This window comes from Castellaniella sp. (assembly GCF_049673105.1).
Lineage (GTDB): Bacteria > Pseudomonadota > Gammaproteobacteria > Burkholderiales > Burkholderiaceae_B > Castellaniella.
The window spans coordinates 14,894-33,154 of sequence record NZ_JBATXG010000016.1 but is presented as its reverse complement, the minus strand read 5'-3'; the positions used below and the strand labels follow the sequence as shown (position 1 = coordinate 33,154).

At 62.6% G+C, this 18,261-nt stretch carries 16 protein-coding genes; 14 read left to right on the top strand and 2 right to left on the bottom strand.

The window, feature by feature from the left end; all coding sequences use genetic code 11:
* Window positions 1-15 precede the first annotated feature (15 nt).
* Window positions 16-1,233, bottom strand: a complete 1,218-nt coding sequence (gene pncB, locus WBF69_RS06015; RefSeq protein WP_424262226.1) for a nicotinate phosphoribosyltransferase — start codon at window positions 1,231-1,233, stop codon at window positions 16-18.
* Between the two features lie 8 nt (window positions 1,234-1,241).
* Window positions 1,242-4,076: a valine--tRNA ligase gene (locus tag WBF69_RS06010; RefSeq protein WP_424262224.1), complete on the bottom strand. Its 2,835-nt coding sequence runs from the start codon at window positions 4,074-4,076 to the stop codon at window positions 1,242-1,244.
* Between the two features lie 195 nt (window positions 4,077-4,271).
* On the opposite strand from WBF69_RS06010, the gene ndk reads away from it, so the two are divergent.
* From ndk to WBF69_RS05940, 14 genes are all read left to right on the top strand, one after another.
* A complete protein-coding gene (gene ndk, locus WBF69_RS06005) occupies window positions 4,272-4,697 on the top strand; it encodes a nucleoside-diphosphate kinase (protein ID WP_424262222.1) in 426 nt (141 codons plus the stop codon).
* Window positions 4,698-4,775: 78 nt separating this feature from the next.
* Window positions 4,776-5,927 carry a 23S rRNA (adenine(2503)-C(2))-methyltransferase RlmN gene (rlmN, locus tag WBF69_RS06000; RefSeq protein WP_424262220.1) on the top strand — a complete coding sequence of 384 codons (1,152 nt, stop codon included), beginning with the start codon at window positions 4,776-4,778 and terminating at the stop codon, window positions 5,925-5,927.
* Entirely contained in the window at window positions 5,924-6,424 is a 501-nt protein-coding gene (locus tag WBF69_RS05995) for a helix-turn-helix domain-containing protein (protein ID WP_424262218.1), read from the top strand. Before rlmN ends, WBF69_RS05995 begins: the two co-directional genes overlap by 4 nt.
* The gene (ispG, locus tag WBF69_RS05990; RefSeq protein WP_424262216.1) at window positions 6,421-7,728 is read left to right on the top strand and encodes a flavodoxin-dependent (E)-4-hydroxy-3-methylbut-2-enyl-diphosphate synthase; all 1,308 of its coding nucleotides are present in this window, start codon (window positions 6,421-6,423) and stop codon (window positions 7,726-7,728) included. The genes WBF69_RS05995 and ispG overlap by 4 nt, the downstream gene beginning before the upstream one ends.
* A gap of 3 nt (window positions 7,729-7,731) precedes the next feature.
* Window positions 7,732-9,015: a histidine--tRNA ligase gene (gene hisS / locus WBF69_RS05985; protein ID WP_424262214.1), complete on the top strand. Its 1,284-nt coding sequence runs from the start codon at window positions 7,732-7,734 to the stop codon at window positions 9,013-9,015.
* Window positions 9,016-9,023: 8 nt separating this feature from the next.
* Complete coding sequence (locus WBF69_RS05980) at window positions 9,024-9,662, top strand: YfgM family protein (RefSeq protein ID WP_424262212.1); 639 nt, start codon at window positions 9,024-9,026, stop codon at window positions 9,660-9,662.
* A gap of 5 nt (window positions 9,663-9,667) precedes the next feature.
* Window positions 9,668-10,819, top strand: a complete 1,152-nt coding sequence (gene bamB / locus WBF69_RS05975; protein WP_424262210.1) for an outer membrane protein assembly factor BamB — start codon at window positions 9,668-9,670, stop codon at window positions 10,817-10,819.
* Window position 10,820: 1 nt separating this feature from the next.
* Window positions 10,821-12,206 carry a ribosome biogenesis GTPase Der gene (der, locus tag WBF69_RS05970; protein WP_424262262.1) on the top strand — a complete coding sequence of 462 codons (1,386 nt, stop codon included), beginning with the start codon at window positions 10,821-10,823 and terminating at the stop codon, window positions 12,204-12,206.
* Window positions 12,203-13,279 carry a histidinol-phosphate transaminase gene (gene hisC, locus WBF69_RS05965; RefSeq protein WP_424262208.1) on the top strand — a complete coding sequence of 359 codons (1,077 nt, stop codon included), beginning with the start codon at window positions 12,203-12,205 and terminating at the stop codon, window positions 13,277-13,279. The genes der and hisC overlap by 4 nt, the downstream gene beginning before the upstream one ends.
* A 97-nt stretch (window positions 13,280-13,376) precedes the next feature.
* Window positions 13,377-13,613 (top strand): RNA chaperone Hfq, encoded by a 237-nt coding sequence (hfq, locus tag WBF69_RS05960; RefSeq protein WP_043681925.1) that lies wholly within the window; start codon window positions 13,377-13,379, stop codon window positions 13,611-13,613.
* 90 nt (window positions 13,614-13,703) lie between these two features.
* The gene (gene hflX / locus WBF69_RS05955) at window positions 13,704-14,807 is read left to right on the top strand and encodes a GTPase HflX (protein WP_424262206.1); all 1,104 of its coding nucleotides are present in this window, start codon (window positions 13,704-13,706) and stop codon (window positions 14,805-14,807) included.
* The gene (gene hflK, locus WBF69_RS05950) at window positions 14,785-16,107 is read left to right on the top strand and encodes an FtsH protease activity modulator HflK (RefSeq protein ID WP_424262204.1); all 1,323 of its coding nucleotides are present in this window, start codon (window positions 14,785-14,787) and stop codon (window positions 16,105-16,107) included. The genes hflX and hflK overlap by 23 nt, the downstream gene beginning before the upstream one ends.
* A gap of 9 nt (window positions 16,108-16,116) precedes the next feature.
* A complete protein-coding gene (gene hflC / locus WBF69_RS05945) occupies window positions 16,117-17,004 on the top strand; it encodes a protease modulator HflC (RefSeq protein WP_424262202.1) in 888 nt (295 codons plus the stop codon).
* 76 nt (window positions 17,005-17,080) lie between these two features.
* A complete protein-coding gene (locus WBF69_RS05940; protein WP_424262260.1) occupies window positions 17,081-18,244 on the top strand; it encodes an ATP phosphoribosyltransferase regulatory subunit in 1,164 nt (387 codons plus the stop codon).
* Window positions 18,245-18,261 lie beyond the last annotated feature (17 nt).

The following is an 18,261-nucleotide window of genomic DNA, read 5'->3' as shown; positions in this document are numbered from 1 at the left end:
CGGCAGGGCGCGGCTTTAAGCGCCCGTCCGCCCGAACACTTGTCGCAGATAGGCCAGGAACGTGGCGTCTGTGCAGTGTTCCTTGCCGGGGCTGTCCGGCAGTTTTGCCGTGGGCATGCCATTGCATTCGAACAGCTTCATGACGATGCTTAAGGGGGCGGGGCCCATATCGTTCGTCAGATTCGTGCCGATCCCGAACCCCAGCTGGACTTGATCGGCAAAGTGCCGGTAGATGTCCAGCGCTCGGGGCAGATCCAGGCCGTCCGAAAAGACGAAACGTTTGCTGGCCGGATCGATGCGCAGTGAACGATAGTGCGCCAGCGCTTTTTCCCCCCAGGCGATGGGGTCGCCCGAATCATGGCGCAGGCCATCGAACAGTTTGGCGAAATACAGGTCGAAATCGGCCAGAAACGCATCCATGCCGACCACATCGGTCAGGGCGATACCCAGGTCGCCCCGGTATTCCTGCACCCAGTCTTCCAGGGCGCTGCGCTGAAAATCACGCAGGCGGACTTTGCCGAAGGCCTGGTAGGACTGCAGGTATTCGTGGGCCATGGTGCCGACAGGCACCAGCCCGTGCGATTTCGCCAGCGCCACGTTCGAGGTGCCCGTCAGGATATGCGGGACGGCGTCTCGCAAGTGCTCCACGACCTCGATCTGCCAGGCGCGGGAAAATCGCCGTCTCAGGCCAAAATCGGAAATCTGGAACGGAAAGCGGCGGGCGGGTTCCCGAGAAAAATCCTGTAGCAGCGTGATCTTTTCCTGCAGCCGGCGCCGGCCTTCGGCCAGCACTTCCGGCGTCTGGAAGCGTCGGAAATACAGTTCATTGACGATGGCCAGCACGAAGATTTCAAATCCCGTCACGTGCACCTGAGGGCCGCGGGCGACGATATTCAGGGTATCGCCTTCTGTGCTGACTTGAATGAATCGGCGTTGGAAATGAAACAGCGATAGAAAATCGACGAAATCGGATTTGATATAGCGCAGCCGGCCCAGATAGTCGAGTTCGGCCTGGCTGAAACGCAGGCTGCACAGATGATCTATCTGGGCTTCGATGGCCGGCGCCAGATCGGCCAGCGGATATTCTGGCGGGCGGCGGCAGATGAAGCGATATTCCGCCTGAGCCGCCGGGTGGCGATGCAGCATGGCCTGCCACATCGTGAATTTATACAGATCGGTATCCAGCAGGGATTCGATGATGGGCTGAAAAGTAGCGGAATGCAATGAGGGCATCGGGGGCATCAGTCCTGCAGTCGGGCGCGCTGGATCCTGACGCGTTCCAGGGTTTCGCCGAATTGCACCATCCGCGCCTTTTCCTGTTCCACGACGGCAGCCGGAGCCCGCTCGACGAAGCTGGCGTTGGACAGTTTTCCGTGCGCCTTGGTGATTTCCTTTTCCAGGCGGTCGATTTCCTTGTCCAGGCGGGCGCGTTCAGCAGCTACGTCGATTTCTACGTGCAGCATCAGCTGGGTCGTGCCCACGACCTGCACGGGAGCGCCCAGGTCGGGCAGGGTGTCCACGGCCTGGACGCTGTCCAGCCTGGCCAGCGCCATCAGGTAGGGGCTGAGTTCTTCCAGACCTGTGTCGGCCCCTTGGACCAGCAGGGGGACGCGTTGGGCAGGCGCCAGATTCATTTCCCCGCGCAGGGCGCGAATCGCATCGGTCAGGGATTTGAAGGTCGTCATGCGGCTGGCGGCGTCGGCATCGAGCAGCGCGTCGCGGGCCTGCGGATAAGCCTGGGTGCTGATGCTGGCGACGTCGTCGTGGCCGCGCACGCCAGCCGCTACCGAGACCTTTTGCCAGAGCTCTTCCGTGATGAAAGGCATGATCGGGTGGGTCAGGCGTAGCAGCGTTTCCAGTACATGGATCAGGGTGCGGCGCGTCGCGGCCTGCTGCACGGCGTCGCCGGTTTGCAGACGGACCTTGGCCAGTTCCAGATACCAGTCGCAGTATTCGTCCCAGATGAAGTGGTACAGGCGGTCCGCCACCTGGTCGAAGCGGTATTGCTCGAATCCGGCGTGGACGTCGCGAATCAGCTGCTGCAGGCCGTCGATGATCCAGCGGTCGGCAAAGGACAGATCGCCCGCCTGATGCTGGCCCAGGGTGTGGCCTTCCACGTTCATCAGCACGAAGCGGGTGGCGTTCCAGAGCTTGTTGCAGAAGTTGCGGTAGCCCTCGCAGCGCTTCAGGTCGAAGTTGATATTGCGCCCCAGGGTGGCGTAGGCGGCCATGGTGAAGCGCAGGGCGTCGGCGCCGTAGGCGGGGATGCCGTCAGGGTAGTCTTTGCGGGTGCGTTTGCGGATCGCGTCGGCCTGCTTCGGGTTCATCAGGCCGGCGGTGCGCTTGGCGATCAAGGGGTCCAGAGCAATGCCATCGATCAGGTCGACCGGGTCGATGGTGTTGCCCTTGGATTTGGACATTTTCTTGCCTTCCATGTCGCAGACTAGACCATGCACGTACACGGTATGGAAAGGCACTTGGCCGGTGTGGTGCATGCTCATCATGATCATGCGCGCGACCCAGAAGAAAATGATGTCGAAACCCGTCACCAGCACGCTGGAGGGCAGGTAGCGGGCCAGGTCGGGCGTCTGTTCCGGCCAGCCCAGGTCGGTGAAGGGCACCAGCGCCGACGAAAACCAGGTGTCCAGCACGTCGGGGTCGCGGCTCAGCGGCCCGGTGACGCCCGCGGCACGCGCCTGGCGTTCGGCGTCTTCCGCCGAGCGCGCCACGAAGATCCGACCGTCTTGCGCGTGCCAGGCCGGGATCTGATGGCCCCACCACAGCTGCCGGGAAATGCACCAGTCCTGGATTTTTTCCAGCCACTGGTTGTAGGTGGTGGTCCAGTTTTCGGGGACGAAGCGCACACGGCCATCGGCCACGACGTCCAGGGCGACCTGAGTGATGCTCTGGCCGGGGTGCAGGCTGTCGGCGGGGGCGGGCTTGCTCATGGCGACGAACCACTGATCCGTCAGCATGGGTTCGATGACGCTGTTGGTGCGGTCGCCGCGCGGCACCATCAGTTTATGCGCGCGCACCTGTTGCAGCAGGCCTTGCGATTCCAGGTCGGCGACGATGCGCTTGCGGGCCTCGTAGCGGTCCAGGCCGCGGTAGACGGCGGGGGCCTCGTCGCTGATCTTGGCATCCAGCGTCAGGATGCTGATCATGGGCAGATCGTGACGTTGGCCCACGGCATAGTCGTTGAAATCGTGCGCGGGTGTGACCTTGACCACGCCGGTGCCGAATTCGCGGTCCACGTAGGCGTCGGCGATCACGGGGATCTCGCGCCCGACCAGGGGCAGGGTGACGCTCTGGCCGATCAGGTGGGCGTAGCGTTCGTCGTCGGGGTGCACCATGACCGCCACGTCGCCCAGCATGGTTTCGGGGCGGGTAGTGGCGACGGTCAGATGAGTCAGATCCCCTGACGGGGTCGTCAGCGGGTAGCGGATTTCCCACATATGGCCGTCTTCTTCGGCGCTGACGACTTCCAGATCCGACACGGCCGTTCCCAGCACCGGGTCCCAGTTCACCAGGCGTTTGCCCCGGTAGATCAGGCCTTGTTCGTAGAGGCGCACGAAGACCTCGACGACCCCGCGCGATAGGCGGTCGTCCATGGTGAAGTATTCGCGCGACCAGTCGCACGACGAACCCAGGCGGCGGAACTGCCCGGTGATGGTGCTGCCGGATTTTTCCTTCCAGGTCCAGACGCGTTCCAGGAATTTTTCGCGGCCCAGATCGTGGCGGGACACGCCTTCGGCGTCCAATTGGCGTTCGACCACGATTTGCGTGGCGATGCCGGCGTGGTCGGTGCCGGGAATGAAGACCGTGTCGTCGCCGCTCATCCGGTGGTAACGGATCAGGCCATCCATGACCGTCTGGTTGAAGGCATGGCCCATGTGCAGGGTGCCGGTGACGTTGGGTGGCGGGAACTGGATGGCGAAGGGGCCGGTCGTGTGTCCGGCGAGCGGTTGGACGTGCTGTCCCCCGTTGAACAGTCCGCGGCGGTTCCATTCGTCATACCAGCGTGACTCGATGTCCTGGGGTTCGAAGCTTTTGGGAAGGGAATGGGAGTCGCTCATGGGATCAGGCTAGGTTCAGACAGCGAAAAAACGATCATTGTAGGCGGATGTGAGCCAAGTCGCGCATGGTAAAATGCGCGGTTGACCGCTCGCACCCGCAGTACCTGCTTTTTCAGCAGGCTGCGCGTTGCGCGGGATTCATTCTACCTTTGCATCGGGAAAGCTCCTTTCCTGTTTCTTTACCGGAATCTTTTCATGGCTATCGAACGCACTCTTTCCATCATCAAGCCCGACGCCGTGGCGAAAAACGTCATCGGCCAGATCGTCGCCCGCTTCGAGCAGGCCGGCCTGAAGGTTGTCGCTGCCCGCTTGCAGCAGTTGTCGCGCGGCGAAGCCGAGCGCTTCTACGGCGTGCATAAAGAACGCCCCTTCTTCAAGGACCTGGTGGACTTCATGGTCTCCGGTCCGGTGTTCGTCCAGGTGCTGGAGGGCGAATCCGCCATCGCCAAGAACCGCGACCTGATGGGCGCCACCGATCCGAAAAAGGCCGCGCCGGGCACCATTCGCGCCGATTTCGCCGACAGTATTGACGCCAATGCCGTGCACGGTTCCGACGCGGCGGAAACCGCAGCAGTCGAAATCGCATTTTTCTTTCCCGAAAGCAACGTCTTCAGCCGCTAATGCCGGCTGACGGAGTCCGGGGTTCCGGACTCTGGACGCCCCGCTGACGGGGCATCGGTTTTTATTGGTTGATTGTTCATGTCTGGCATCGAATCCGTCAATGTCCTGGGCCTTGATCCGGCCTCTCTGGAGTCGCTGGTCGCGCAGTGGGGCGGCAAGCCCTTTCGCGCGCGGCAGCTATCCCAATGGGTGCACCAGCGCGGCGTAGACCAGTTCGCCGACATGAGCGATCTTGCCAAGGATTTCCGCGCGCAGCTGGATGCGCACTGCATCGTGCAGGCGCCTCCGCTGAACCTGGAAAAACGCTCGTCTGACGGCACTCGCAAATGGCTGTTCGACATGGGCGCCGGCAACGCCATCGAAACCGTCTACATTCCCGAGGACGATCGCGGCACTTTGTGTATTTCCAGCCAGGCCGGGTGCACGGTGGCGTGTCCGTTCTGCTCGACCGGCTACCAGGGCTTCAGTCGCAACCTGACGACCGCCGAAATCATCGGCCAGCTCTGGTACGCCAATCGCGCCTTGCGTGATGATCCGCAGGCGGCCCGTTTGAGCGGCCCCGCCGCCGAAGCCCGTCGCGCCGTCAGCAACGTGGTCATGATGGGCATGGGCGAACCTTTGCTGAATTACGATCAGGTGCTGGGGGCCTTGCGCCTGATGGTCAGCGATCATGCATACGGTCTGTCGCGCCGTCGCGTGACGGTCTCGACGTCGGGCGTCGTGCCCATGATCGACCGGCTGGCCCAAGACTGCCCGGTGGCCCTGGCCGTATCGCTGCATGCGCCCAATGACACGCTGCGTGATCGCCTGGTGCCGCTGAACCGCAAATATCCCCTGGCGGAACTGCTGGCGGCCTGCAATCGCTATCTGGACCACGCGCCCCGCGACTTCATTACATTCGAGTACATTATGCTCGACGGAGTCAACGATGCGGATGAACAAGCGCGCGAACTGATCGACATCGCCCGGCAGGTGCGCTGCAAATTCAATCTGATTCCTTTCAATCCGTTTCCACAGTCCGGCCTGAAGCGGTCGCCGACGGCGCGCATCCGTCTGTTTGCCCAGCAACTGACCGACGCAGGCTTGGTGGTGACGGTACGCAAGACACGGGGTGACGATATCGACGCCGCCTGTGGCCAATTGGCCGGCGAAGTCCGTGACCGCACCCGCATTGATGAACGTTTGCCGGATCGCGCCCGAATCGTCATACGCAAAAAGGAGCATGGATGAGTGAATCCCTGAGGGACAATCTGATGCGGCAGGAAGCACCTAGTACGGAAGTCTTGTCCGTCGGGGAAACGCTGAAGCAATTGCGCGAGACGCGCGGGCTGACGCTGGCCGAGGTTTCGACGCGGATCAAATATTCCGCCGTGCAGCTGGGCTACCTGGAGGCCGCCGACTGGGCGCGCTTGCCCGATGGGGTTCCCTTGCGCGGTCTGGTGCGCAATTACGCCCGTTTCCTGGAAGCCGATGTGGATGCTGTCTTGCGCCTGCTCGATCAGGCTGTGGGTTCCACTCGCCCGCAACCCACCGTGACGGCCCTGGGCGCGCGCCGCGCCCTGCAACAGGCCGACATGAATCCCAAAGGCGAACCGGCTCATCGTACCTGGGCCTGGCTGTTGCTGATCCTGGTGTTGTTCGGTGTGATCGGCGTTTATGCCGTGAATCGGGGCTGGGTGCCCGAACAGTGGTTGATTTTTGATTGGTTGAAGGCATTGCGTTCATGACGTCTTCTGTGAATACCGACCCTTCGGCGGCTGCCCGTCGTCCTACGCGCGCGGTCGACGTGCGCTGGGGCGATCATGTGGTGCAGGTCGGGGGTGATGCGCCGGTCGTGGTGCAATCCATGACCAATACCGATACGGCGGACCCCGAAGCCACCGCCCTGCAGGTGCGTGAATTGTGGCAGGCGGGTTCCGAATTGGTGCGAATCACGGTCAATACGCCCGAAGCCGCCGCGCAAGTCGCAGCGCTGCGCAATGCGCTGGATCGCATGGGGGTACCCGTCCCTTTGGTGGGCGATTTTCATTACAACGGCCATAAGCTCCTGACGCAGTTTCCAGAATGCGCCCAGGCCTTGTCCAAATACCGCATCAATCCGGGCAATATGGGCGGCGGCAAGCGCCGCGACGACAATTTCGCCCAGATGATCGAAGTGGCCTGCCGCTACGACAAACCCATCCGCATCGGCGTGAACTGGGGCAGCCTGGATCACGAACTGCTGGCGCGGATGATGGATGACAACGCCGCGCAAGCGGCGCCCCGGACCGCCAATGCCGTGATGCGCGACGCGCTGGTGGTCTCGGCCATCAGCAATGCGCAACGCGCCGAGGAACTGGGTCTGCCGGGCAATGCCATCGTGCTGTCCTGCAAGGTCAGCCATGTGCAGGACTTGATCGCCGTCTACCAGGATCTGTCGCACCGCTGCGATTATCCGCTGCATCTGGGGCTGACCGAAGCCGGCATGGGGTCCAAAGGCATCGTCGCGTCCACGGCGGCGCTGGCTGTTTTGCTGCAACAGGGCATCGGCGATACGATCCGCATCTCCCTGACGCCGGAACCCGGCGGTGATCGCAGCCGCGAAGTCATCGTGGCCCAGGAAATTTTGCAGACCATGGGACTGCGGGCCTTTACCCCCATGGTCGTGGCGTGTCCGGGTTGCGGGCGCACCAGCAGCACCGTGTTCCAGGAACTCGCCGCCAGCATTCAGGCCTATCTGCGCACGCAGATGCCGGTCTGGAAAAATCAATATCCGGGCGTGGAAAGCATGCATGTCGCCGTCATGGGCTGCGTGGTCAACGGACCGGGCGAAAGCCGGCATGCAGACATCGGCATCAGCCTGCCGGGCACCGGCGAAATTCCCGCTGCGCCGGTCTATGTCGATGGGCAGCGCACCGTCACCCTCAAGGGCGATACCATCGCAGAAGAATTCAAACAGATTGTGGAAGACTACGTGGCGCGGCGCTACGGGCAGGGGACGGGCGAACAGCCCACTCATCGTCCGGGCGTCGTGCCGCGCCAAGCAGGTTGAGGCATGTCCGAATTCAAGAAAGTCGCCGGTCTGACCGGCATGAAAGATACCCTGCCGCCCGAATCCGCGAGCTGGGAACAACTGGAATCCCTGGTGCGCGACTGGCTGGCTGGCTATGGCTACCAGAACATGCGCACGCCGGTTCTGGAACAGACGCGTCTGTTCACCCGGGGCATCGGCGAAGTCACCGACATCGTCGAAAAAGAAATGTATTCCTTCGTCGATCCCCTGAACGACGAGCGTCTGACCATGCGCCCGGAATTCACGGCGGGTATCGTGCGTTCGGCGATCGAGCACAATTTTTTATATGACCGGCCACGCCGTATCTACGCCATGGGGCCGGTATTCCGGCACGAACGTCCCCAGCGCGGGCGTTATCGCCAGTTTCACCAGATCGACGTCGAAGCCTTGGGTTTTCCTGGGCCCGATGTGGATGCCGAGCTGATCCTCATGCTGGCCCGGCTGTGGCGTCTGCTGGGGCTGAACGATATTCGTCTGGAATTGAATTCCCTGGGGCAGCCGGCTGAACGCGCCGCGCATCGCGCCGCACTGATCAAGCACCTGGAACAGCATGTGGACGTGTTCGACGACGAAGCACGGCGCCGCATGCATAGCAATCCCCTGCGGGTGCTGGATACGAAAAACCCGGCCATGCAGGACATGGCTGACGCGGCTCCGCGTCTGTTCGATTTCCTGGGCGCCGAATCCCTGGCGCATTATCAGGGGCTGTGCGATCGCCTGGATGATGCCGGCATCGCCTATACCCTGAACCCGCGTTTGGTGCGCGGGCTGGATTATTACAACCTGACCGTTTTCGAATGGGTGACGGATCGCCTGGGCGCTCAGGGCACCGTGTGCGGCGGCGGTCGTTATGATGGCCTGGTTGAGTTGTTGGGCGGCAAGCCGGCCCCGGCGGTCGGGTTTGCCATCGGCATGGAACGTCTCCTGGATCTCTGGCAGCAGGACGCGCAGGCCACAGCACCTGCCGAATGCCAGGTGTATCTCGTGCATCAGGGCGACGATGGCCAGCGGCAGGCTGCCCGCCTGGCCGAATCCCTTAGGGATGAGGGCATCCGGGCACTTGTCCATGCCGGCTCGACTGGGTTTAAATCACAATTTCGCCGCGCGGACGCCAGCGGGGCGGCGGCAGCCGTGATCATCGGCGGCGACGAACTGGCCTCGGGGGCCGCCACCGTGAAATGGCTGCGGGGTGACATCCCAGCAGACTCGCAGCAGGAATCGGTCGCTTTCGACCAGCTCGCGCATCACCTCAAGCAAAGGATCTGATTACAGGCATGGCATACGATCTCGAAGAACAGGAAAAAATTGACGCGCTGAAGGCCTGGTGGGAACGCTATGGCACGCTCAGCATGGCTCTGGTGCTGGTGGTGGTGGCGGCCTTTGCCGGCTGGCGCGGCTGGCAGTGGTATGCCTCGCACCAGGCGGGGCAGGCCATGGGCTATTACGAAGCCCTGGAAACAGCGGCTGGTCAGCAGGGCGACGACGCCGTCACCCGCATCAAGGCGGCCAGCACGGCCTTGCGCACCGACTACGCCAGTTCCGGCTATGCGGCGCGCGGCGTGCTGGTGGCTGCGTGGGCGTTGCAGGAACGCAAGGACCTGGATGGCGCCCGCGAGCAACTGGAATGGCTGGTGCGTGACGGCACGGCGCCCGCTGTCCAGGCGGTGGCCCGCCTGCGACTGGCTGGGGTGTTGTTGACGCAGAAACAGTATGATCTGGCGCTGGCCCAGGTGCAGGGCGCTGCGCCCGACGGGTTTGCCGGACTGTATGCCGACCGGCGCGGCGACGTGCTGGCGGCCCAGGGACATGCCGATCAGGCAGTCCAGGCCTGGCGCGAGGCGCTCAAGGACCTGGGTGCCGATCCTGCCGCCCAGATCATTCAGCTGAAAATCGACGCCTTGAACGGAGCCTAAGCCCCATGCGTACCCCTGTTCGTCTGTTTCGCGCCGCCGTCCTGGGTCTGGCGGTAGCGGGTTTGTCCGGCTGCGGCCTGTTTTCCACCCACGATGCCCGCTTCGATCCTGCGCCGCTCACGGATTACTCGCCCACGCTCTCGGTGACGACCCGCTGGTCGACATCGATCGGCAGTGGCGGGGATTATGGCTTCGAGCCCCAGCTGGTGGGCGAGACGATCTATGCCGCCACGCCTTCCGGGGCTGTCGCGGCGGTGGATCTGGCCTCTGGCGCCCTGCGTTGGCGGGCGGGCGACGAAGCCCTGCAGTCCGGGGCCGGCAGCGACGGTCGCACGACAGCGGTCGTCACCCGCCAGGGCATGGTGGTGGCTTACGACGCCCAGGGCAAGGAAATCTGGCGGAGCCAGGCGGCCAGCGCCGTCAGCGTACCGCCCGCCGTGGGCAATGGCATCGTCGCTGTGCGCACCACCGATTACCGGATACAGGCGTTCGACGAATCGACCGGCAAATTGCGCTGGAGCGTTCAGCGGCCCGGCCCGGCGTTGGCGCTACGCACCAGCATCCGCATGGTGATGGCACCTAATCTGCTGATTGCCGGTATGCCCAATGGCCGCCTGATGGCCATTGACGCAGCCTCGGGCGCAGTGCGTTGGGAAGGTTCGATTTCGGCTTCACGCGGGGCCTCCGATCTGGAACGCATCAGCGATGTGGTCGGTGAACCGCTGCTGGTGGGGCCCTTGCTGTGCGGGGTCAGCTATCAGGGGCGCACCAGTTGTTTTGATCTCTCGCAGGGCGGTCGCGCCGTCTGGGGGCAGGATGTGGCCTCGGCCTCCGGCATGACGACCGATGGTCAGCGCCTGTATCTGCCGGATATGCGGGATACGGTCCGAGCGCTGGATCTGAGAGACGGCCATGAACTATGGCGACAGTCCGCGCTGCTGAACCGGCGCCTGAGCGCACCGGCCTTGGTCGGGCGCGCGGTGGCGGTGGGTGACTATCAAGGCTACCTGCACTTCCTGTCCCGCGCCGACGGCAGCCTGATGGCCAGGGTGCAGGTGGGCGGCGGGCCGATTACGTCCGCGTTGCTGACTACGCCCAAAGGGGTCGTGGTGCAGACGAGCAGCGGCAATCTGATGCTGGTGGGTGTGAGTGACTGATTTGCATTTCAAGCCGGTGGTGGCCCTGGTCGGGCGCACCAATGTCGGCAAATCGACCCTGTTCAATCGCCTGACGCGGTCCCGCGCAGCCTTGGTGGCCAATATTTCGGGTCTGACGCGTGATCGCCACTACGGCGAAGGCAGGGTCGGGGATTTCCCCTTCATCGTGGTCGATACCGGCGGCTTCGAGCCGGTCGCCACTCGGGGCATCCTGGTGGAAATGGCCCGCCAGACGGCGCAGGCCATCGCGGAATCCGACGTGGTGCTGTTTTTGGTGGATGGGCGCGAAGGCATCAATGCCCATGATCACGAGATCGCCCGTCTGTTGCGCAAATCGGGGCAGCGCGTGCTGCTGGCCGTGAACAAGGCCGAAGGCATGCGCCACCATGCGGATCTGGCGCAGTTCCATGAGCTGGGGCTGGGCGAGCCGCACCCGATCTCTGCCGCGCACGGAGACGGTGTGTCCGCCCTGGTCGACGAGGCGCTGGCGGCCCAGTTGGCGCAGGCGCGCCAGGAAGCGCTCGACGCTCCGGTCGATGAATCTGCGCCGGATGAAGACGGCGCACCGGTCGATCACCGCATCAAACTGGCGATCGCCGGGCGTCCGAACGTCGGGAAATCGACCCTCATCAATACGCTGGTCGGGGAAGAGCGCGTCATTGCGTACGACATGCCCGGCACGACGCGCGATGCCATTGAAATTGAATTCGAACGCGCCAATCGCCGCTATACCTTGATCGATACGGCAGGTTTGCGCCGCCGGGGCAAGGTATTTGAAACGGTCGAGAAATTTTCCGTCATCAAGACCCTGCAGGCCATCGAGGCCGCCAACGTCGTGCTCTTGCTGATCGACGCGCAAGACGGGATTTCCGATCAGGATGCGCACATCGCGGGTTTTGCCACGGAGGCCGGTCGCGCCTTGGTGGTCGGGCTGAACAAATGGGATGCCATCGACAGCGAGCAGCGCGAATGGGTGCAGCGCGAATATGACCGCAAGCTGCGGTTTCTGTCCTTTGCCCGCGTGTTGCACCTGTCGGCCCTGAAGGGGCAGGGGGTGGGGCCGGTGCTGAAGGCCGTCGAAGCCGCGCACGCAGCGGCTTTTGCCAAACTGTCCACCCCCAAATTGACCCGGACCTTGCAGGCTGCCATCGAACAACAACCGCCGCCGCGCAAAGGCATTTTTCGGCCCAAGATGCGCTACGCCCATCAGGGCGGACAGAACCCGCCGCGCATCATCATCCACGGCAATGCCCTGGATGCGGTGCCCGATTCCTACCGGCGCTATCTGGAAGGCCAGTTTCGCGAGGCATTCAAACTGGCTGGCACTCCCTTGAGCATCGAATTCAAATCCTCGCATAACCCCTATCTGAAGGATAACAATTCGTGAGCACGCTCTGGAGCGATGAAGTCGCTGGCCTGATTCCGTATGTGCCGGGCGAACAGGCGCAGATTCCGAACCTGCTCAAGCTGAACACCAACGAAAATCCCTATGGCCCTTCGCCCAAGGCGATCGAGGCCATGCGGGCGGCGCTGACGGATGATCTGCGTCTGTATCCCGACTATCAGGCCCTGGGCCTGCGCCAGGCGATTGCGCGGCGCTATCACCTGCAGGCTGATCAGGTGTTCTTGGGCAATGGTTCAGACGAAATCCTGGCGCATGTGTTCAAGGCTCTGTTTCTGCGCGCTGGGCGCCTGCTGTGGATGCCGGATGTCACCTACAGCTTTTACCGCACCTATTGCCGTTTCTACGATGTCCCGCATCGTCTGATTCCGCTGGCCGATGATTTCAGCCTGCGTGTGTCGGACTATACGCAGGCCGTCGACCAGGAACCCGCCGGCATCATCTTTGCCAACCCGAATGCGCCGACTGGTCGCGCCCTGGGGCTGGACGCGATTGCCGCCATCGCCCGTGCGCATCCGGACAGCGCAGTGGTGGTAGACGAGGCCTATGTGGATTTCGGAGCGCAATCCGCTGCCGCCTTGTTGGGGGAATTTCCCAATCTGCTGGTCGTACATACCCTGTCCAAGTCCCGCTCCCTGGCCGGTCTGCGGGTCGGTTATGCGCTGGCGTCCAGTGATCTGGTCGCCGGGCTGCTGCGAGTCAAGGACAGCTTCAATTCCTATCCCATGGATCGCGTGGCGCTGGCCGGCGCCCAAGCCTCGATCGAAGACGATGCCTGGTTCGAGCGCACGCGCCGTGCGGTCATCGACGCCAGGGAACAGCTGGCGCAGGATTTGCAGTCCCTGGGCTTTGATGTGCTGCCATCGCAGACGAATTTCGTCTTTGCCCGCCATCGTCGGCAGGACGCCAGCGAGATTGCCCGGAACCTGCGCGAGCAGGGCATCTTGGTGCGGCATTTCCAGACACCGCGCACCGAACAATATCTGCGGATCACCGTGGGCACGCCGGAACAGTGCACCCGCTTGTGTGATACGCTAAAAGCCGTTTTATCCGCCTGATGAATTCAACACGCAGCAGCACGGTTACGACCGTGCTGCTGCGCATGAATCGCATTAAAATACGCCACGTATAACTTCAATAACCGGAGCCTCGTTCATGAGCAATAAAGGGCAAATTCTTCAAGACCCGTTTCTCAACGCCTTGCGCAAGGACCATGTACCTGTCTCGATCTATCTGGTCAATGGCATCAAATTGCAGGGCCAGGTTGAATCTTTCGATCAGTATGTCGTGCTGCTGCGTAATACCGTCACGCAGATGGTCTACAAGCACGCTATTTCCACGGTCGTGCCGGCCCGCCCGGTCTCCTTCCAGGTGGACGACTCTGCTGAATAAATCCATTGCGGATGTAGTGCCGACTTTGCCCGCCGCGCAGCTTGCCCTGGCGGGCATTCCTTTTATTTCCAACGCAACGGGGGATTGGCGATGAAATCCCTGGTCATCAGCGTCGATCTGGGGGATCCCGACTACACGGCGCATGCCGAAGAATTCCTGATGCTGGCTCGCGGCGCGGGGGCGGATATCGCCGAAGTGCTGGTGGTTCGGCGCAGCAGGCCGGATGCGGCGGGGTTCATCGGATCCGGCAAAATCGAAGAGGCCGCCGCGCTGGTCAAAGCCGTGGATGCGCAGGTGGTTCTCTTCGACCAGCCGCTGACCCCGGCGCAGCAGCGCAATCTGGAACGTCACTTCGAGGTCCGGGTCGTCGATCGCGTCGCCCTGATCCTGGATATTTTTGCCCTCAGGGCCAAAAGTCACGAAGGGAAGGTGCAGGTCGAACTGGCGCAGCTGCAGCATCTATCTACCCGCCTGACGCGCATGTGGACTCACCTGGAACGCCAACGGGGCGGGATCGGCGTGCGCGGGCCCGGCGAATCCCAATTGGAGACCGACCGGCGTCTGATCGGCGTCCGGGTCAAGGCCTTGCGTGAAAAGCTGGATCGTCTGCAGCGCCAGCGTCTGACGCAGCGGCGCGCCAGGGTGCGAGGACAGACCTTGTCGGTGTCTCTGGTGGGGTATACCAATGCGGGGAAATCGACGCTATTCAATGCCCTGACACGGGCCGACGCCTATGCTGCCGATCAGCTGTTCGCCACGCTGGACACCACTACGCGTCGCGTCTGGATCGAAGGCGCGGGGCAGGTCGTGGTATCCGATACGGTGGGATTCATCCGGTCTCTGCCGCCGCTGCTGGTGGCGGCGTTTCGGGCGACTCTGGAAGAAACCGTGCATGCCGATCTGCTGCTGCACGTGATCGATGCCGCCAGTCCGCAGCGCGACGAGCAGGCGAACGAAGTCAACAAGGTGCTGAAAGACATCGGCGCGGATGAGATTCCGCAAATCCGTGTCTATAACAAAATCGACACGGCGGGATATGAACCGCGGGTCGAACGAAATGAACATGGTACGATTGCGCGAGTCTTTGTCAGTGCGCTGCAGCGCAGCGGTCTCGACGGCTTGCGGCGGTCGATTGCAGAATTTGGGGAGCCTACGGGAAACAATGCGTGGAATGAAACTGTTCAACCTGAATGATCCGGGCTGGGGGCGTGGTCAACAGAATCAGGATAACGAGCCTTCCAACAAGCCCAACCCTGCCGGCGGTCCGCCCGATCTGGACGAGGTCTGGCGCGACTTCAACAAGCGCCTGGGCGGCCTGTTCGGCAAGCGAGGCGGCGGGCGTGGCCCGCGCATGCCCTCGGGCGGCGGTCTGCCGTCCCTGCCGGGGCCTTCGCCGCGTTTCGTGATTCTCTTGATCGTGCTGGCCGCTTTGTTGTGGCTGGCCAGCGGTTTCATGATCGTCCAGGAAGGCCAGGTGGCCGTGGTCACGCGTTTCGGGCAATACACCCATACACTCAGCCCTGGTCTGCAGTGGCGCCTGCCGTACCCGATCGAGAATTCCCAGGACGTCAATATTTCCCAGCTGCGCACCTTCGAAGTCGGCTTTCGGGGATCCTCGCGCAACAAAGTCCTGTCTGAATCCCTGATGCTGACCAACGATGAAAATATCGTCGATGTGCAGTTCGTGGTGCAGTACCGCTTGCGTCCCGACGGGGCGCCGGACTACCTGTTCAATACCAGTCAGCCGGACGAGTCCGTGCGTCAGGCCGCAGAAACCGGCATGCGCGAAATCGTGGGGCGTAAACCCATGGACTTCGTCTTGTATTCCGGGCGGACCGAAGTCGCTGCCGAAGTCCAGACTTTGGCGCAAAGCATCCTGGATCGCTACAACACCGGTATTCAGATTTCCACCGTCGCCATCCAGAACGTGCAGCCGCCGGAACAGGTGCAGGCCGCCTTTGACGACGCCGTGAAGGCCGGTCAGGATCGTGAACGCCAGATCAACGAAGGTAATGCCTACGCCAGCCAGGTTCTGCCCGAGGCGGAAGGCCAGGCGGCCCGCATGGTCCAGGAAGCCGAAGGCTACAGCGCCAAGGTCATCGGCCAGGCGCAGGGTAATACGTCGCGCTTTGACAGCGTGGCAGCCGAATACGCCAAGGCGCCGGCCATTACACGCGAACGTATCTATCTGGAAACCATGCAGGATCTCTTGAGCGACACGGCCAAGGTCATGATCGATGCGCCAGTGGGCAACAATATGCTGTATCTGCCGCTGGACAAGATCATGAGCCAAGCCGCCCGTAGCGGGACGGGTTCCGGTTCGGCAGCCGATGCCTCATCGGGTTCGTCTTCGTCCAGTAGTTCTCCTGTCAGTGCGGCAGGCGCTGGCGGCGCCCAGGCAGCGACGTCCAAGACGGCCCCATCCAGTCAGTCCTCGGCCCGGGGCGTGCCCTCGGGCCTGGATTCGCTGATGCGCAGCCCGTACTCGAACTAGGAGCTCAAGATGCAACGTTTTTTTCCTGCCCTGGTTGGTTTAGTCCTGCTGGTCGCCGCTTTGTCGTCCTGCCTGTTCGTCGTGCGAGAACAGGATTCAGCGCTGGTGTTTGCACTGGGCGAAGTGCGTGAAACGATTACCAAGCCCGGCCTGTATTTCAAATACCCGCCGCCTTTTGAAAATGTGGTCTACCTGGACAAGCGTCTGCAGACCATCGAAACGCGTGATCCGGAACGCATTCAGACGGCTGAAAAGAAAAACCTGCTGATCGATTCCTTCGTCAAATGGCGTATCGCCGACCCGCGCCTGTATTACGTGACGTTCGGCGCCAACAGCGGCGCAGCGGTTGAGCGCCTGCAGGCCCAGATTCGCGACGCCCTGAACGCGGCGGTGAACTTGCGCACGGTCAAGCAGGTGGTCTCCAGCGACCGCGACACCATCATGAAGGAAATCCAGTCCTCGGTGGCCCAGCGGGCCAAACCTTTTGGGGTGGATGTGGTCGACGTGCGTTTGCGCCGTATCGATTTCGCGCCGGAAATTTCCGAATCGGTCTATCGCCGGATGGAAGCCGAGCGCAAGCAGGAAGCCAACCGCCTGCGCGCCAGCGGTGCTGCCGACAGCGAGCGCATCCGCGCCGAAGCCGACCGCAAACGCCAGGAAGTCCTGGCCAAGGCCTATGCCGAGTCGCAGGCCAAGCGAGGCGAGGGCGATGCGACGGCGGCTGCCATCTACGCGCAGTCCTACGGCAAGGACCCCGAGTTCTACAGCTTCTACAAGAGCATGGACGCCTACCGTTCGGCCTTTGCCGAATCCGGCAATACCTTGGTGCTCAGCCCCGATTCGGATTTCTTCCGCTATTGGGATCGTGCCAAGGGCGACAAGCCGGCTGCGCGTTAAGGACTCCCGGCAAACGGCCTGGCCGGGCGCCGGGCCGTTTTTCTTTTGGCTGTGATTTTGGAATGAATCTCTCATGATGTCGAACTGGCTGTTGCCGGAAAATCTGTCGGACATCCTGCCCGCCGAAGCGCGGCGCATCGAAGAGCTGCGTCGTGAATTACTGGATCTGTATCGCACCTACGGCTTCGAGCTGGTCGCGCCGCCGATGGTGGAATACCTGGATTCCCTGATGCTGGCCAACGACGAGGCCCTGCGTCTGCGTACCTGCAAACTGGTGGACCAGCTCTCGGGGCTGACCATGGGGGTGCGAGCGGATATGACCGTGCAGGTCTCGCGCATCGATGCCCATCTGCTGAATCGGCCCGGTGTGACTCGTCTGTGTTACTGCGGTCCGGTGGTTCATACCCGGCCGGCGGGCCTGACCTCGGATCGTGAGCTGCTGCAGATCGGCGCGGAAATTTTTGGCCATGCCGGGGTGCAGGCGGACATCGAATGCGTGCGCCTGGCTCTGGAATCCGTGCGTCGCGCCGGTGTCCTGCAGCCGCGTCTGGATCTGAATCATCCGGGGGTGGGGAGGGCCTTGGTAGATGCTGATCCCGCGTTGGCCGAGGTCGCCAATCTGGTGTTCGACCTGCTGAGCGCCAAGGACGTGCCAGGCCTTCAGGCCCTGTGCCAGGAATGCCAGGCCAGGCCCGATACGCTGCAGGCCTTGCAGGCGCTGACCGCTTTGTATGGCGATCTGTCCGTGGTCGATCAGGCCCGCCAGCGTCTGCCGGATCTGCCAGCCGTGCATGCGGCGCTGGATGCGTTGCATACCTTGAGCATGGCGCTGCCGGATGCGCCCATCGCCATCGACTTGGCCGATATGGGCGGCAGCTATGGCTATCACTCCGGCCCTGTGTTTTCGATTTATGCCGCCGGCTGGCATGATGCGCTGGTGCGCGGCGGGCGTTATGACGGCATTGGCCGTAAATTCGGTCGGTCGCGTCCGGCGACGGGCTTCAGCCTGGATCTGCGCAAGCTGTCGGCAGGTCTGCCGGATGCGCAACGGGCCCGGGCCATTCGTGCGCCCTGGTCGGATGATCCCGGCTTGGCTCAAGTGATCAGCTCCCTGCGCATGCAGGGCCATATCGTGATCCAAAGCCTGCCGGGCGAGCCGCAGCAGTACGATGAATTCCAGATCGATCAGGAATTGATCTCGGCGGACAGTGGTTGGACCCTGCGGTCCGTCGCTGTCTGATGGTATAAACTTATTCG

Coding starts and splice junctions, on each gene's coding strand:
- pncB (WP_424262226.1), bottom strand. CDS start 1,233: ATGCCCTCATTGCATTCCGCTACTTTTCAGCCCATCATCGAATCCCTG.
- WBF69_RS06010 (WP_424262224.1), bottom strand. CDS start 4,076: ATGAGCGACTCCCATTCCCTTCCCAAAAGCTTCGAACCCCAGGACATC.
- ndk (WP_424262222.1), top strand. CDS start 4,272: ATGGCTATCGAACGCACTCTTTCCATCATCAAGCCCGACGCCGTGGCG.
- rlmN (WP_424262220.1), top strand. CDS start 4,776: ATGTCTGGCATCGAATCCGTCAATGTCCTGGGCCTTGATCCGGCCTCT.
- WBF69_RS05995 (WP_424262218.1), top strand. CDS start 5,924: ATGAGTGAATCCCTGAGGGACAATCTGATGCGGCAGGAAGCACCTAGT.
- ispG (WP_424262216.1), top strand. CDS start 6,421: ATGACGTCTTCTGTGAATACCGACCCTTCGGCGGCTGCCCGTCGTCCT.
- hisS (WP_424262214.1), top strand. CDS start 7,732: ATGTCCGAATTCAAGAAAGTCGCCGGTCTGACCGGCATGAAAGATACC.
- WBF69_RS05980 (WP_424262212.1), top strand. CDS start 9,024: ATGGCATACGATCTCGAAGAACAGGAAAAAATTGACGCGCTGAAGGCC.
- bamB (WP_424262210.1), top strand. CDS start 9,668: ATGCGTACCCCTGTTCGTCTGTTTCGCGCCGCCGTCCTGGGTCTGGCG.
- hfq (WP_043681925.1), top strand. CDS start 13,377: ATGAGCAATAAAGGGCAAATTCTTCAAGACCCGTTTCTCAACGCCTTG.
- hflX (WP_424262206.1), top strand. CDS start 13,704: ATGAAATCCCTGGTCATCAGCGTCGATCTGGGGGATCCCGACTACACG.
- hflK (WP_424262204.1), top strand. CDS start 14,785: ATGAAACTGTTCAACCTGAATGATCCGGGCTGGGGGCGTGGTCAACAG.
- hflC (WP_424262202.1), top strand. CDS start 16,117: ATGCAACGTTTTTTTCCTGCCCTGGTTGGTTTAGTCCTGCTGGTCGCC.
- WBF69_RS05940 (WP_424262260.1), top strand. CDS start 17,081: ATGTCGAACTGGCTGTTGCCGGAAAATCTGTCGGACATCCTGCCCGCC.